This window comes from Streptomyces sp. A3M-1-3 (genome assembly GCF_024213665.1).
In the GTDB taxonomy this organism is placed as follows: domain Bacteria; phylum Actinomycetota; class Actinomycetes; order Streptomycetales; family Streptomycetaceae; genus Streptomyces.
Genome location: NZ_JANAVP010000011.1, coordinates 164686 through 178973, shown reverse-complemented (window position 1 = coordinate 178973; position 14288 = coordinate 164686). Strand labels below are relative to the sequence as shown.

Sequence of the window (14288 nt, the reverse complement as noted above, 5' to 3'; positions counted from 1 at the left end):
CGGTCTGGGAACTACCAAGCCCTGGGGGGACATAGTGCAACCCGCGTCGCACACCGCACGGCTGGAGCAGGTCTCTGCCGCCGACTCACGCGAGCTGGACCGGGTCTGTGAAGAGGTCGCCACCGCCCTGTTCGAGGACGGGCTGGAGCCCCCGTTCAACGTGACGTCGGCGGACTTCGCCGCAGACCCCTACCTGATCTGCGCCGACCGCTACTGGCGGCTGCGCTTCCTGGACCGCCCGAGCATCCGTACGGCCGCCGCCTGCTCCGCCTGGCTCAACGTCCACGTCGCACGCGGCCACCGTACCGAGGTACTGGAGAAATGGAGCCTCGGCTACGCCTTCATCACGAAGGACAGCGTCGAATCCACCCTCGAACTCTCGCAAGCCGTGGAGGAGATCGTCGGCCGCGACACCTCCGCAGGCGACACCGCCTACTTCGCGAGCCTGTACCACGCCGGCAAACTGCGATCGAACTTCTGGTTCTACGAGCTCCACCAGTTCCTGGACTCCTCGCTCCTCGCTCTCGCGGCCGGCGTGCACCGCCAGGCACCGCTGTTCACCGCCCTCCGTTCCTTCGCGGCCTTCGGCAGCCGCGCCATCACCGCGGAACACGCGATCGGACTGCTCGACGAAGCCTGGACCTCCCCCGACCGCACCCGCCACGTCGTGGACATCTGCCTCAACGGCATCCAGGCCGCCGCCCCCTTCGACGGCCACGGACACCTGCTGCGCGACCGGGCCGCCGAGGCCTTACGGGACCACCCGCTCGACCACATCTTTCACTTCCGCCTGGCTTCCGGGCAGCACATGGTCCGCGACCACGACGCCGCCCTGGACAGCATCAACACCGCCCTGCGACACCTCCCCGCACTGGGCAGCCGCGGCAGCCACAAACTCCTCCAGGAGCAGTACCTCGCCAAGCGCGACGCCATCCTCGAAGGACGCCTGCGCGCCCAGCTCGACGCCGAACACGGACAGCGCTTGACCGAGCAGGAGAACCGGCACCAGCAGCGCTGGGAGCAACTGGAAGGCGAACTGCGGCGCCACGGGGAGGAACAGGAACAGGCACAGCGCGAAGGCCAGGAGACCGCCCGCGCCAACCATGTCCGTTCCGTCGAGCTCGTCGCGGTCTTCACCTCGGCCATCGCCTTCGCCGTCGGCAGCCTCCAGGTCACCCTCACCGGGTCCTTCTCCCTGCGCGACCGCCTCGCGCTCATCGGCGCCTGGGGTGCCGGCCACGCCCTCTTCACCCTCCTGGTTGTCGGCGGTACCTGGCTCATCACCCGTCCCCGCCGACAGACACGCGCGAGCTGGCCCACCCCGCCTGCTGGCTAACCTTCTCTGACGACCATCGAGCTGACGCTGCTGTCGCGGGTCTCCCACCGCGACCAGGAGATCACCGCGCCCCTGCTGCGCTGCCTGCTCGCCCTCCTCGCGGGCGAACTGCGCACCGGGTGCAGCACCGCGCTGCTGGTGGACGGGCTCTGGCCGGACGAGCAGCCGGAGAATCCGACCAAGGCGCTGCAGATCCTTGTCTCGCGCGCCCGGGCACGCCTCGGCGCCGACGTGATCGCCAGCACTCCCACCGGCTACCGCCTCGCCTTGGGCGAGGACCAGGTCGACACTTCCGCCGTCCTGCGCTGCGCCGCCGCGGGTACGGAGCGCTCGCGGGCCGGGGACCACGCGGCGGCGCTTGCGCACGCCGAGGCGGGCTTGCGCTGTGGGGCGGTGGCCGAGGCAGCGGCGGTGGCGCGATCCATGCGGACGCCATACCCGACGGCCCGGTGTCCGCGCTGCGTGCCGAGCGGGCCCCGACGTATCGGTCGCTCATGCGGGTAAGAGCCCTGGCCCTCGCGCGGCTCGGCCGCCGGGCCGAGGCGGTCGAGCCGCTCACCACCCTGGTGCGGGAACTGCCGCGGGACGAGGAGGTGCTGCTGGAGCTGTTGCGCTCCGAGGCGGCCACCGCGGGGCCCTCCGCCGCTCTGGCGACGTACGACAGCTACCGCCGAACGCTGCGCGACGAGCTCGGCACGGACCCCGGCCCCGCGCTGCAGGCCGTACACCAGGAGCTGTTGCAGGGGGAGGCGCCCGCGGTACGCCGAGGGGTGCCGCACGAGCCCAACCCGCTGCTCGGCCGCGACGCCGATATCGCCGCGGTGGCAGAGCTGCTGCGCACGTCCCGGGTCACCTCGATCGTCGGGGCGGGCGGCCTGGGCAAGACCCGGCTCGCGCATGTGGTGAGCCGCGAGGCGGAGCAGCGGGTGGTGCACATGGTCGCGCTCGTCGGTCTCACCAGCGACGGCGACGTGGTCGGAGAGGTCGCTTCGGTCCTCGGCGTCGGTGAGTCGCTGCGCACTCCGGTCAGCCACTTCGCCATCCCGACGGATGTGCTCACCGGCATCGTGGGCGCCCTCGGCCCCGGTCCGGCGCTCCTGGTTCTCGACAACTGTGAGCATGTCATCCGCGGCGTGGCAGAGCTGGTGCACGCCCTGGTGTCCATGACCCGCGATCTGCGGGTGCTCACCACCAGCCGGGCCCCGCTCGGCATCTCCTCCGAATCGGTGTATTCGCTGCCGGAACTGAATCTGCCGACGACCGTCGAGCTGTTCGAGCAGCGGGCGCGGGCCGCCCGCCCAGGTGTCGAGCTGCCCGCCGAGACGGTGGCCGAGCTCTGCCGCCATCCGGACGGGCTGCCGCTCGCCGCGGAGCTGGCGGCGGCGCGGGTACGGGTCATGTCGGTCGGCGAGATCGCCCGCAGGCTCCAGGACCGGTTCGCGCTGCTGCGGGGCGGGGCACGGGACGCACCGCAGCGCCACCGCACCCTGCACGCCGTCGTCGACTGGAGCTGGAACCTCCTGGACCCGGCCGGGCGGGCGGCGCTGCGCGCGCTGTCGGTCTTTCCCAGCGGCTTCACGGCGGACGCGGCCCAGCAACTGCTCGGCGCCGACGAGTCGTCCGGCGGCCTGCCCGGCGAACTGCCCGCCGGCCTGGCCGTTGGCCTGCCCGGCGGCAGTGACGTACTGCAGGTCCTTGAGGACCTGGTCGACCAGTCCCTGCTCAAGGTCACCGACACCGCGTCCGGCACCCGCTTCGCAATGCTGGAGACCGTACGTGAATTCAGCACGGCCCGCCGGGCGGAGGCCGGCGAGGACGACCGGGTGACCGGGCAGTTCATGGCATGGGCACGCGACTTCGGGGCGGCCCACCACGATGCACTGTTCGGACCCGACCCGTTCGCGTCCTGGGAGGGGATCAGGGCAGAGCAGGACAACCTCGTCCAGGCCCTGCGCCTCGGCCTCGCCCGGGGCGACGGCGCCACGGTCGCGGCGACCACCGCGGTGCTCGGGACCCTGTGGACCACCGAGGCCAACTACACCCGCCTCGTCCCGCTCACCGAGGACACCGGACCGCTGCTCTCCCACTTCCGGCCCGGCCCCGACCTCGTCGAGGTCACCCGGACCGCCGCGGTCATGTGCACCGCGAACGGTCTGCGTCTGTGGCGCCGGGCCGTCGATCAGGTGAAGAACAGCGCGGGCCCGGTCTTCGGTGCCGAACTCGACCTGGAGCCCTGGTCCTTGGAGGTCCAGGCCGTCGCCGTGACCGCCCATGCGCGGCACGGCCGGCTCGACCTCCTCGAGGAGATCCACGGCGTCCTGCAGGCAGGACAGGCTCACGACGCTGCTGACGCGGCGGGCCGCCACGCCGTCGGAGTCTCTGGTGGGCGTACCGGTCTGCGGTGTGCTGCTGCTCGCGCTCGGCGCGGTCGACCTCGACCTGGGCTCGCGCACCGGCGACGAACCCCGTACCAGGTCCGGGGACGCGGCTCGTCGCCCTGGCGGAACGGTTCCGCTATCTGCGCAACTTCCAGCCGACCATGTCCTCCGCACGGGCCCGGCAGACGGCCGAACCGGCCGACAGGGCCGGGAGGAACTGCGGTCCGCCGCGCTGGCGGCGCTGCGGGAGCGGGACCTGCTCTGAGGCGGGTCGAGCCTGATCCGTAAGACATCCCTAGAGACGTAAAGGCAACCGGATCAGGTGGAAGCCGTCCCCCGGCCAGTGTCCGAACTCCAGCTCATCGCGCCCCACAGCGAGCGACAGGCCCGGGCGCTTGATGAGCAGCTGATCGAAGACCACACCGGTCATCAGGCGCCCAAGAGCGGCGCCGAGGCAGTAGTGGGGGCCGTGCCCGAAGGCGACATGGCCGTCGCCGCGTCCGATGCGCGGGAACCGGACGCATCACCGGCGGCCCGGACCGCCCGTGGTCAGGCGGCGGCCCGGACCGCCCGTGGTCAGGCGGCGGCTCCGGCGTCCACGGGCAGTTCGGCCAGCCGCCATTCCAGCATTCCGTCGGTCAGCCGGACAGCGCGGCGGCCGCGGGCGTTCAGCAGTCGTACGGCGTCGTAGGCCAACACGCAGTAGGCGCCACGGCAGTACGCGACGATCTCGGCGTCGTCCGGCAGCTCCGCGATCCGGTCCGCGAGCTGGTCGACCGGGATGGAGAGGGCGCCGGGGATGTGTCCGGCGGCGTACTCCTCCGCCGGGCGCACGTCCAGGACGACGACTTCGCCCGCCTGCGCCCGGGCCAGCAGTTCCTTGCGCCCGACCTCCTCCTCGGGCACGTCGACGCTGCCGAGGTAGGCGGTGCGCGCGGGTTCGACGCCGGCCTGATGCCGATGGGCCACCTGCCGCAGCAGCGCGTACAGAGCCGCGACGTCGTCTCCGGCCAGCCGGTAGTGGATGCGCACCCCGTCCCGGCGGGTGGCCACCAGCCCGGCCTGCTTGAGGGTCTGCAGGTGGGCCGAAGCGGTGGTCAGATTCAGCCCCGCCGCCTTCGCGAGCGCGTCGACGGAGCGCTCGCCCTGGGCGAGCAGGTCGAGCAGTTCCAGACGCTTTCCGCTGCTCAGCGCCTTGCCGGTGCGGGCGAAGGCGTCGTACAGCGCCGCCTTGTTCGCGGGGTCTCCCATGGCATCCTCCATAATTCTATGGAATATTGTAACCATGGAATTTGCCGACGAACACCTGATGCCTCTGGTCGATGAGGGGCTCGGCAACAGCGCCTACCTCGTCGACCTCGGCGACGGCCGGGCCCTGGCCGTCGACGCGAGCCGGGATCTGCGTACGCTGCGGGCGGCGGCCGCGCGGCGCGGACTGACGGTTGCCTTTGCCGCCGACACCCACCTGCACGCCGACTTCCTGTCCGGCGCGGTACAGCTCGCGGCCGACGACAACGCCACGGTGCTCGCGTCCGCCGCCGGTGACCGTGCCTTCCCGCACACCCCGCTCGCCGACGGCGACGAGACCGATCTCGGCGGGCTGACCCTGCGCGCACTGGCCACCCCCGGCCACACCGACGAGCACCTGTCCTTCCTGCTGCTGGACGGCGCCCGCGAACTGGGTGTGTTCACCGGCGGCTCGCTGATCGTCGGCTCCGCCGCGCGTACGGACCTCCTCGGTGCCGAGCGCACCGAGGAACTGGCCCGCGCCCAGTACCGCTCACTCAAGCGCCTCGCCGAGCTGCCCGATGCGGTAGCGGTGTGGCCCACCCACGGCGCGGGCTCCTTCTGCTCCGCCCCGCCGGGAGCCGAGCGCACCACCACCATCGGCGCCCAGAAACGCGCCAACCCGCTGCTCGCCGCGCCGGACGAGGACGCTTTCGTACGTACGCTGCTGGACGGCCTCGGCTCCTACCCCGCGTACTTCGGCCGCCTGGGCGAGATCAACCGGCGCGGGCCGGGAGTGCTCCGCGCCGTCCCGGGGCTCGCCGCCCTCAGCGCCTCGGAGGTACGTGCCGTGGCCGGGCGCGGCGGACAGATCGTCGACGTACGCCCGGTGGCCGACTTCGCAGCCGGTCATATCCCCGGCGCGATCTCCATCCGGCTGCGGGACCAGTTCGCCACGTGGCTCGGCTGGCTGCTGCCCGACGACGTCCCGATCGTCTTCGTCACGGCCCCGGGCCAGGACCTCTCCGAGATCACCTGGCAGGCGCTGAAGATCGGTTACGAACGGCTGGCCGGGCACCTGGAGATGGACGCCTGGACCGCCGACGGTGGCGACCGGCAGATCATCGCTCTCGTCACCGCCGGCCAGATCGCCGACCGGCCGGTCCTCGACATCCGGCAGCGGTCGGAGCACATCGCCGGACACATCCCCGGAGCGGCCGGCATCGAGCTCGGCGAGCTGTCCACCCGTACCGGCGAAGCCCCGGGCGGTGCCGTGGTCGCGTGCGGGCACGGTGAGCGCGCCATGACCGCCGCCAGCCTGCTGTACCGCGCCGGCCACCGCGGCCTCGCGGTTCTCGACGGCGGCCCCGCCGACTGGGCCGAGGCGACCGGCCGCCCGCTCCAGGAGGGTGCGTGACCACTCCCGCGACCACCCCGAGCACCGCCGAGAGCAGCGGAATCCGGCTCGGACTGCGCGCCAACCTCGCCCAGTTCACCCTGCTCGTCGCCGTCAACGCGCTGGTCGGCGGCATGCTCGGCCAGGAGCGCACCGTCCTTTCGCCGTTGGCCGTCCAGGTGTTCGGCCTGGACTCCGCCACGGCCGGGCTGACCTTCATCCTGGCGTTCGGCGCCACGAAGGCCCTCACCAACTTCTTCGCCGGCACCCTCTCCGACCGGTACGGCCGCAAGCCCGTCCTGACCGCCGGATGGCTCCTCGCCGTGCCGGTCCCGGCGATGCTGGCCTGGGGCCCGTCCTGGGGCTGGATCATCGCCGCCAACGTACTGCTCGGCGCCTCCCAGGGCCTGGCCTGGTCCACCACCGTCATCATGAAGATCGACCTGGCCGGCCCGGAGCGGCGCGGCCTGGCCATGGGCCTCAACGAAGCCGCCGGATACGTCGCCGTCGCCGCCACCGCCATGGCCACCGGCGCGATCGCAGCGCAGGCGGGTCTTCGTCCCGAACCCTTCCTGCTCGGCGCCGCGTACGCCGCCCTGGGGCTCGGCCTGTCCGTCCTGGTCGTCCGCGAGACCCGCGACCACGCCCGCGCCGAAGCCGGACTCCACCCCGTACAGGACCGGGCCGGCACCGAGTTGACCACGCGGCAGGTCGCCCGGCGCACCAGCTTCACCGACAAGGCCCTGTCCTCGGCCAGCCAGGCCGGCCTGGTGAACAACCTCAACGACGCTCTCGCCTGGGGCATCTTCCCCCTGCTCTTCGCCGCCCATGGCCTGTCCATCGGCCAGATCGGCGCCCTTGCCGCCATCTATCCGGCGGTGTGGGGCGCGGGCCAACTGCTCACCGGCTGGTGGTCCGACCGCATCGGCCGCAAGCACCTCATCACCGCAGGCATGCTGCTGCAGGCCGTCGCCATCGCTCTGGTCGCCGCCGGCACCACGTTCGGTGTCTGGGCAACGGCCCAGGTTCTGCTGGGACTCGGCACCGCCATGGTCTATCCGACCCTCCTGGCTGTGATCGGTGACGTGGCCCACCCCGCTTGGCGCGCCCGCGCGGTCGGCGTCTACCGGCTGTGGCGAGACGGCGGCTTCGCCGTCGGCGCACTGCTCGCCGGAGCCCTGGCCGATGCCTACGGGCTGAGTACGGCGGTCTGGGCCGTCGCCGCCCTCACCGCCGCCTCGGGACTGCTTGTCGCGGTCCGCATGTACGAAACCCACCCCCAAGCCGCTCCCTAGGCGAACCACATCCCGGGGTGCCACTGGGGTGATATATCCCTTTCCTTGCGGGCAAGGATCGGAGCATGCCCATGTTCGTCGGAACCTCGGGGTGGCAGTACAAGGACTGGCGTGACGTCCTCTATCCGCCCGGACAGCCGCAGCGGCTGTGGCTGGAGGAGTACGCCCGGCACTTCGCCACGGTGGAGAACAACAACGCCTTCTACCGGCTGCCCACCACCGAGGTCTTCGCCTCCTGGCGGGAGCGGACGCCGCAGGGGTTCGTCATGGCGGTCAAGGCCAGCCGCTATCTGACCCACCTGAAGCGGCTGCGCGACCCCGAAGAGCCGGTGCGCCGGCTGCTGGACCGCGCCGGGGGCCTCGGCGACCGGCTGGGGCCCGTGCTGCTGCAACTGCCGCCCAACTTCCGGGCGGACATCGTGGCTCTGGACGCCTGCCTGAGTTGCTTTCCCGACACGGTCCGGGTGGCGGTCGAACTCCGCCACACCTCGTGGTGGGAGGCGGAGCGGGAGCTCCGGGCGGTGCTGGAACGGCACGGCAGCGCGCTGTGCTGGGCGGACCGGGGATCGCGCCCGGTGACGCCCCTGTGGCGTACCGCGTCATGGGGTTATGTGCGGTTTCACGGGGGCGTCGCCGAGCCGCCGCCGCGATACGGCCGCCAGGCGCTGAAGTCCTGGGCCCGGCGCATCGCCGACTCCTGGCCGGACGAGGACGACGTGTACGCGTACTTCAACAACGACACGGGCGGTGCGGCCGTGCTGGACGCCGCCAAGTTCGCGCGCGAGGCGGTCGCGTTGGGCCGGACGGTGAGCGGTCAGGTGCGGTAGGCGAAGTAGACCGCGTTCGGGTTGGACACCACGATGCTCGCCACCGACTTCCGGTAGGTGTTGGTCGAGTGGTAGGTCAGGTACGGGGTGCCGGTCCTGCTCCGGTACGTGGTGATCATGGAGTGGTCCTTGGAGCCGTCCCTGTTGAAGTCCATCTGCATGATGTCCCCGACACCCATGTAGTAGACGTTGGACAGGTTGGACGCCCGCTTGGAGTACAGCGTGAACCACGCCCAGTCGTCGGCGCCGACCCAGGACATGGTCTGGTACGAGGCGTCGTACCACCAGTTGCGGTAGTCCGAGTACAGGCCGGAGTCGTGCTTCCAGCCGCCCGCCTTCAGGGCCTGGCTGATGAAGTTGGTGCAGTCTCCGCCGGCGTCGTTGAACTTCCGGTAGGCGGGGTTGTAGTTCTTCCAGTGCTTCTCCGCGTAGGCCGCCATGGTCGCGTAGTTGTAGCCGGCGGTCCCCGGGGGCTTCACCTGCTGCCGCGCGGGCCAGGACGTGGCGGCGGGGGTGCCGCTGGGTCCGGCGTCCCTGCTCTTCGCCACCGGCGTGCCGGGCTCGTTGACCGCCCTGGGGCCGTCGTCCTTGGGCGTCATGCCGGTCAGCTCCCACTTCCTGTCCGGCGTGGCGGCGAAGCTCAGCTCGTGGTGAGCCTGGAAGGCGGTCGTCGGGGGCTCGTCACCACGGATCTTCTTGTACGTGAGCGTGGTGGTCTCGGTGATCTGGACCGTGGCGCGTCCACCGTGGACGCGGGCCCTGTCCACGGTGATCCGGGTGTCGGCGGCGGTGTACGCCTCACCGAGCGCGGCAAGCCGCGCCTTGCGGGTCCGGAGCGAGGACAGCGCGGTGCCCTCCGCCCGCGCCACGCGGGCCGACAGGCGTGCGTTCCCGACGAGCAGCGGCCCTGTTCGCCGCGCCGGCCGGGTGTCCGGCGCGGTGTCGAGTGTGCTGTCCAGAAGCGCCGCCGTGCGCTGGGTCAGCACGGCATCGGCGATGCGGCCGAAGGACTGGGTCGCATCGCTGTCCACCGTACGGATCTCGGCCGGCGCACCCGCCGCGCCCGCCGGGCTCGTGGCCGAAGCGGGCAGGAGCACGGCCGACACGGCGACCGTCAGTACCGTCGCCACGGTGGATCTGGACGTCGTTGGTCTCACGAAGTTTCCCCTTGTCACCCGGTCGGGATGGATCGAGGGCGGAATCCTCGCACGAACTCCGGTTTCCCGGCAGGGAGGTGAGGGGTTGCAGATCGGACACGGCTCCAGGGGCGCACCTCACTGCTCGTCCCACCGCGTGCGGCGTCGTGCGGCGTCACCGGGTAACCGGAGGATGCCTACGTCCGACGCCCACGACCTCCCCCACGCGCAGCACGGCAAGAACGCCGCCGCACGCCTGGCCTGCTACCAGCGGATGATGGCCGCCGTCGTCCCCCGAAGGGCCGACCTGGCTCGAAGGGCTACCGCGAGGCCATGCGGCAGACGGCGAAGCTGCACAAGAAGGTCGCCCGGCAGCGCCAGGACACCGCACGCAAGTGGGCCAAGACCGCGGTCCGCGACCACGACCAGCTTGCGGTGGAGGACTTCCGGCCGAAGTTCCTCGCCACGACCAGCATGGCCAAGAAGGCCGCCGACGCCGCCATCGGCGCAACCAAGACGGCCCTGACCGAGATGGGCCGCAAGCACGGCCGGACCGTGCACCTGGTACACCCCGCGCACACCACGATGGACTGCGCGCACTGCGGAGCGAGAGCCAAGCACGCACTGCCGCTGGGAGAGCGCACCTACACCTGCACCGCGTGCGGAGTCTCATCCCCCAGGGACAAGAACTCCGCCCGTGTAATGCTCGTCCGGGCTGGTCTGAACCCGGCTAGTGCCGATCGCGGAAGACCTGACGGGGCGCAGCCCCGCCAGGCAGCGTGAGCTGGAGATCCCCGCTCAGCCCTGAAGGAGAGACTCCCCTCCCTTCAGGGAGGGGATCAGTCAAAATGGTGGTGAGGGACACGCCTGTCGTCGCGGAGAGGCGGGGAGATTCCGGTGCCGTACATAGCTGTGACTGCCCTGAGCCATGTCGGGCTGATTCGCGAACACAACGAGGACAGCCTCGTCGTCGGACCGTGGACGCTGTGCGGCACGGAGACCGAGAATCCCCAGACGCTTGTGTTCCCCCTGGGCACACCGCTCGTCGTCGCGGTCGCCGACGGGCTCGGCGGGCAGCCGGCCGGCGAGGTGGCCAGCTCACTCGTCGTGCGCCGGCTCGCCGCGCTCGGCCCTTCGCTGGACGGCGAGGAACCCGTTCGTGACGCGCTGAACCTCTGCAATCACGCGGTGTACGCGGCCGCGGACGGCGACCCGGAGCTGGTCACCATGGGGACGACGGTCGCGGGTGCCGTCGTGCTGGCGGAGTCGCTGCTTGCGTTCAACGTCGGCGACAGCAAGGTGTACGACGCGGCCCAGGACGGACTTCGCCAGGTGAGCGTGGACGACAGCCCCCCGCCGGCGCCGGGACACCGCACCACGTCAATCGTCACGCAGACACTCGGCGGCAGTCCGGTGTTCGGCGCCATCACGCCCCATGTCTCGTCCTTCGCACTGTCCGCGGGCGATCGCTACCTGGTGTGCACCGACGGGCTGACCGACCCGTTGCCGGACGACGAGGTCGACAGCGTGCTGCGCGTGCACGACGACGGCAGGGCCGCGTTCGAGCTGTGGAAGGCCGCGATGGAGGCCGGAGGCCCCGACAACATCACGTTCGCCCTGGTACGGATCGGCACATAGGGCCGTGCCGGCTGTCCCGTCCAGCGCCGCGATCAGCGCGCCCGAGCGGCGCCGCATCGTTTCGCCATCATTCGAACCCTCAGGTAACCTCCGGTGGAACAATCTGACTGGATCACGTCGCCTGAGCCCCTGACCAGGGCTGCGGGACCGCGCCAGTCACTTCGTTCTGTTGTGGGCCACCCCCTGAGCCAGTCTCTCTACGCGCTGGGGGAGTTGCCGCGGCAGGGCGAATCGGGGAACAAAGCAGGGGGAGTTGAAGACCGTGGCGGAGTCAGGTGTCAAAGCTGTCGAGCGAAACCTCGGGGCACAGTTGTTTCCGGTGACCCTGGACGCGTCCGAACTGGAGCGCCTCACCGAGCGGGAGCGCGAGGTGCTCGGCACCCTCGCGAACGGGGAACCAAACAGGTTGCTTGCGCGGAGACTTGGCATCGCCGAGCGCACCGTCAAGGCTCACATCACCAGCATTACAAGAAAGTTGAACCTCAACTCCAGGCTTGAGGCGACCCTCGTCTCGCTTCATCATCACAAGGCCTTGACCGAGGATCCCATTACCTCTTAGGGCAATGCCCTAAGAGGTAATGGCGAAGACCCCTCCTGGAGGGAAGAATCGATGATGCCACCCGGGACGCCGGTGTGGCCCGCAGGGTGGTGCGCAGTAAGGCGCCCGCTCCTGCATCATCCATTCAGTTCCGGTCAACGGCCGAGAAGGCCCGCCCACTGCGGACCCATTCCGGCCGCGCCGCCGGCCAGCAGCTACAGCGCCTGCTGCGGCTGCCCTTGAGAAGGAATCCCTACATAATGAATCGCTCGACAGTCCGTCGCGCTCTGCCTGCAGTAGCCGTCTCGTCTTCGGTCCTCGGCGCCTTCATGGTCGCCGCGGTCGCTGCTCCGTTCTTCCTCAAGAGCTCGTTCAAGATGAGCAGCGAAGCGGCCTCCACCACCTGGACGTCCATCATGGCGGGCATGGACGTGGCTTCGGCCATTGGCCTTGCCACGGGTGGCCTCGCGATCGGTTCCGTTCTCATCTGGGGCGCCAAGCAGGCCATCAAGAAGGGCGGCCGCAAGGCGTTCATCGCCTGATGCATGGCCCATGTTCGCCTGCCCATCGGAATTCCGCGTGCTGCGGAATTCCGATGGGCAGGGCCAGGGGGCTTGGTCGATTCGATGAAAGCAGCGGCAGGGCGGAAACCATGACGGAGAAAAAGGCTGCGCTCCTTCGGCGACAGTGGCTGAGTCTTCTCTGTGGTGCGCTGCTCTGGTTCATGGCTTTCAGTCTTGGGTGGTGGAACGCGCCAGAGCATTCGACGGAGATCACACGGGTCCGGCAGGAGCCGGACTGGGATCTCTTCATCGAGATCCTCATGAATAACATCGGCGTTTCCGCCGCCCTGTTCCTGGGAGTCGTCACCACTGGCGTGGCCACGATTCCCGTGGCACTGGTCACCGGGACGCTCGCCGGTTACAGCTGGGGACAGGCTGTCCCGGTTCTGGGCGCCGGAGGGGTGGCCAGACACCTGCTGCCCCACATGCCGCTCGAGTTGGTGTCGATAGCGATCGCCGCCGGCGCTGGTCTCGTGCCCTTGGTGGCCTGGGCACGCTCCGGGCTGGGGCGGCGGTTGAGCAGAGCTGAATGGTGGTCCCAGGTCGTCGACGCCTGCCGTTTGTGGGCGATGTCCCTGTCAGGTCTTGTGGTAGCTGCGGGAGTGGAGACATGGGTGAGCACATAGTCGGCAGGTCGCGTGGGGGCAGTCTCCCGGCCTACGAAGCCGACACGAAAAGGCCTGCCGAGGTCTCATCGGCCGACGCGGGCACCCGTTCGCGCGGCTTCCCGCCCATGCGGGTCAACAGACGCGGGCATGCGCTCGGCATCACCGCGCTCCTGCTCTGTACGGCAGCGGCCTCCCTTCCGCTGTGGAGCAGGATCCGCAGTCAGATCCAGGTGCGACTGCCCGAAGCGCCCGAGGGCGCAGTCGAGATCGGCACAGCGATCGGGTGGAGCACTGCGGCTCTTGCCAACATGGCGACAGTGGGGGTACTGGGCGTCATCCTCGGCGTCGTCGGTGCCCTCGTGGTCCGATGGACGGCGCCGACAAGCGATTTCACCCGGGCCAGAAGGACGTTCACCGTCGCCTGGGTCGCCTTCGTACTCGTCAAGCTGGCCGGCTGGTCTCTCGTGATGCCTCTGCTGCTGCGGGGTGAAGCAGCCGATGCCGTACCGGCGTTGACGCGGCCCGACCCGTGGCTTCTTGTACTCTTCGCGGCACTACTGGGGGCCGGCCGGTCCGTGGCTGACGTCGCCTGGCCGCGTGCCGTGGCGGTGGCGGCCTCCCTCACCGCGCTCTACGCCGGCACGTTGCTCCTGCTTCCCGCTTGACTGTCCTGCCCGCCCCCGATCATCCGTACCGAAAGCCGTGCGGCCGGAGAACTGTGATTCACCGCTTCATCCTCAGCATCCTGGGAAACCCGAAACTCATCACGTTCGCCCTGCGCTGCTGGGCCGTGATCACGGACGGCCTGGTCCACCCGGCGATCCGTATCGCGGGTGGCGTGGCCGCGACGGGCGCCGGCATGTGCGCGATCACGTACTTCATCCGGTTCCGCGCCACCCTCGAGGAGACGCGTCACGCGGTGGAGACCTCCGACGATCTCACCGGAGATCCCGGGAACGTGATGGACATCCTCCAGCTTCTCAGCCTGGTGTGGCTGATCAGCGGCATCGCGCTGATCGCCCTCGGACTGCTGGTGGCGGTTGCCCGGTCCGGCAGCGTGTTGATCATCGTTGGGGGGTGCGTGTGGTGGGCGCCTCTCGGCTTCCTGGGACTCAGGCTTCCTGCGGCCTCCGGCCTGCATCTGATCGCCGGGATCTTCGTCGCGCTGGTCATCCCGGCCGCTGTGCTCTGCCCGGCCGAACGGTTCGCCGACATCAGGCGGCGCCGAGCAGAGCCGGCCGGCGATGCGGGCTGACATCGCGCCCGGACAGCAGGCCGTCCGGACAGGCCGGTGGATCCGTTCTGTCACCGCTCTCTGTCTGGCAGATGCCCGAAGGCGCCTCAAT

Annotated in this window: 14 protein-coding genes and 1 pseudogene; 12 read left to right on the top strand and 3 right to left on the bottom strand. The window is 70.3% G+C overall.

All coding sequences use genetic code 11. The features are described 5' to 3' along the window. Window positions 1-34 precede the first annotated feature (34 nt). On the top strand, window positions 35-1336 hold the full coding sequence (locus tag NLX86_RS15330) for a hypothetical protein (protein WP_254372240.1): 1302 nt from the start codon (window positions 35-37) through the stop codon (window positions 1334-1336). Here the strand turns inward: NLX86_RS15330 and NLX86_RS15325 are convergent. Further along, entirely contained in the window at window positions 1333-1518 is a 186-nt protein-coding gene (locus tag NLX86_RS15325; RefSeq protein WP_254372276.1) for a hypothetical protein, read from the bottom strand. The two genes, NLX86_RS15330 and NLX86_RS15325, sit on opposite strands and share 4 nt — an antisense overlap. Between NLX86_RS15325 and NLX86_RS15320 the strand changes: the two genes are divergently transcribed. Continuing rightward, entirely contained in the window at window positions 1456-4002 is a 2547-nt protein-coding gene (locus NLX86_RS15320; protein ID WP_254372239.1) for a BTAD domain-containing putative transcriptional regulator, read from the top strand. The two genes, NLX86_RS15325 and NLX86_RS15320, sit on opposite strands and share 63 nt — an antisense overlap. A gap of 288 nt (window positions 4003-4290) precedes the next feature. On the opposite strand, the gene NLX86_RS15315 is transcribed toward NLX86_RS15320, so the two are convergent. After that, window positions 4291-4965 carry a metalloregulator ArsR/SmtB family transcription factor gene (locus NLX86_RS15315; RefSeq protein WP_254372238.1) on the bottom strand — a complete coding sequence of 225 codons (675 nt, stop codon included), beginning with the start codon at window positions 4963-4965 and terminating at the stop codon, window positions 4291-4293. A 34-nt stretch (window positions 4966-4999) separates the two neighbouring features. Between NLX86_RS15315 and NLX86_RS15310 the strand changes: the two genes are divergently transcribed. The 3 genes from NLX86_RS15310 (at window position 5000) to NLX86_RS15300 (ending at window position 8459) form a co-directional block, all read left to right on the top strand. Then, a complete protein-coding gene (locus tag NLX86_RS15310; protein ID WP_254372237.1) occupies window positions 5000-6358 on the top strand; it encodes a rhodanese-like domain-containing protein in 1359 nt (452 codons plus the stop codon). After that, window positions 6355-7632, top strand: coding sequence for an MFS transporter (locus tag NLX86_RS15305; RefSeq protein WP_254372236.1), 1278 nt, complete (start codon window positions 6355-6357; stop codon window positions 7630-7632). The genes NLX86_RS15310 and NLX86_RS15305 overlap by 4 nt, the downstream gene beginning before the upstream one ends. A gap of 65 nt (window positions 7633-7697) precedes the next feature. Continuing rightward, window positions 7698-8459, top strand: a complete 762-nt coding sequence (locus tag NLX86_RS15300) for a DUF72 domain-containing protein (protein ID WP_254372235.1) — start codon at window positions 7698-7700, stop codon at window positions 8457-8459. On the opposite strand, the gene NLX86_RS15295 is transcribed toward NLX86_RS15300, so the two are convergent. Next, the gene (locus tag NLX86_RS15295; protein WP_254372234.1) at window positions 8447-9589 is read right to left on the bottom strand and encodes an amidase domain-containing protein; all 1143 of its coding nucleotides are present in this window, start codon (window positions 9587-9589) and stop codon (window positions 8447-8449) included. The two genes, NLX86_RS15300 and NLX86_RS15295, sit on opposite strands and share 13 nt — an antisense overlap. A 205-nt stretch (window positions 9590-9794) precedes the next feature. Here NLX86_RS15295 and NLX86_RS15290 point away from each other — a divergent pair. The 7 genes and pseudogenes from NLX86_RS15290 to NLX86_RS15260 form a co-directional block, all read left to right on the top strand. Next, a pseudogene (locus NLX86_RS15290) lies at window positions 9795-10378 on the top strand (RNA-guided endonuclease InsQ/TnpB family protein); the annotation flags it as partial. Window positions 10379-10492: 114 nt separating this feature from the next. Beyond that, window positions 10493-11233 carry a protein phosphatase 2C domain-containing protein gene (locus tag NLX86_RS15285; protein ID WP_254372233.1) on the top strand — a complete coding sequence of 247 codons (741 nt, stop codon included), beginning with the start codon at window positions 10493-10495 and terminating at the stop codon, window positions 11231-11233. A 262-nt stretch (window positions 11234-11495) separates the two neighbouring features. Beyond that, complete coding sequence (locus tag NLX86_RS15280) at window positions 11496-11792, top strand: LuxR C-terminal-related transcriptional regulator (protein ID WP_308409600.1); 297 nt, start codon at window positions 11496-11498, stop codon at window positions 11790-11792. 239 nt (window positions 11793-12031) lie between these two features. Further along, on the top strand, window positions 12032-12313 hold the full coding sequence (locus NLX86_RS15275) for a hypothetical protein (RefSeq protein ID WP_254372232.1): 282 nt from the start codon (window positions 12032-12034) through the stop codon (window positions 12311-12313). 110 nt (window positions 12314-12423) lie between these two features. Next, window positions 12424-12960 carry a stage II sporulation protein M gene (locus NLX86_RS15270; protein ID WP_254372231.1) on the top strand — a complete coding sequence of 179 codons (537 nt, stop codon included), beginning with the start codon at window positions 12424-12426 and terminating at the stop codon, window positions 12958-12960. Continuing rightward, the gene (locus tag NLX86_RS15265; protein WP_254372230.1) at window positions 12945-13607 is read left to right on the top strand and encodes a hypothetical protein; all 663 of its coding nucleotides are present in this window, start codon (window positions 12945-12947) and stop codon (window positions 13605-13607) included. The genes NLX86_RS15270 and NLX86_RS15265 overlap by 16 nt, the downstream gene beginning before the upstream one ends. A gap of 53 nt (window positions 13608-13660) precedes the next feature. Then, entirely contained in the window at window positions 13661-14197 is a 537-nt protein-coding gene (locus NLX86_RS15260) for a hypothetical protein (RefSeq protein WP_254372229.1), read from the top strand. Window positions 14198-14288: the final 91 nt, after the last annotated feature.

Coding starts and splice junctions, on each gene's coding strand:
- NLX86_RS15265 (WP_254372230.1), top strand. CDS start 12,945: ATGGGTGAGCACATAGTCGGCAGGTCGCGTGGGGGCAGTCTCCCGGCC.
- NLX86_RS15310 (WP_254372237.1), top strand. CDS start 5,000: ATGGAATTTGCCGACGAACACCTGATGCCTCTGGTCGATGAGGGGCTC.
- NLX86_RS15275 (WP_254372232.1), top strand. CDS start 12,032: ATGAATCGCTCGACAGTCCGTCGCGCTCTGCCTGCAGTAGCCGTCTCG.
- NLX86_RS15300 (WP_254372235.1), top strand. CDS start 7,698: ATGCCCATGTTCGTCGGAACCTCGGGGTGGCAGTACAAGGACTGGCGT.
- NLX86_RS15270 (WP_254372231.1), top strand. CDS start 12,424: ATGACGGAGAAAAAGGCTGCGCTCCTTCGGCGACAGTGGCTGAGTCTT.
- NLX86_RS15315 (WP_254372238.1), bottom strand. CDS start 4,965: ATGGGAGACCCCGCGAACAAGGCGGCGCTGTACGACGCCTTCGCCCGC.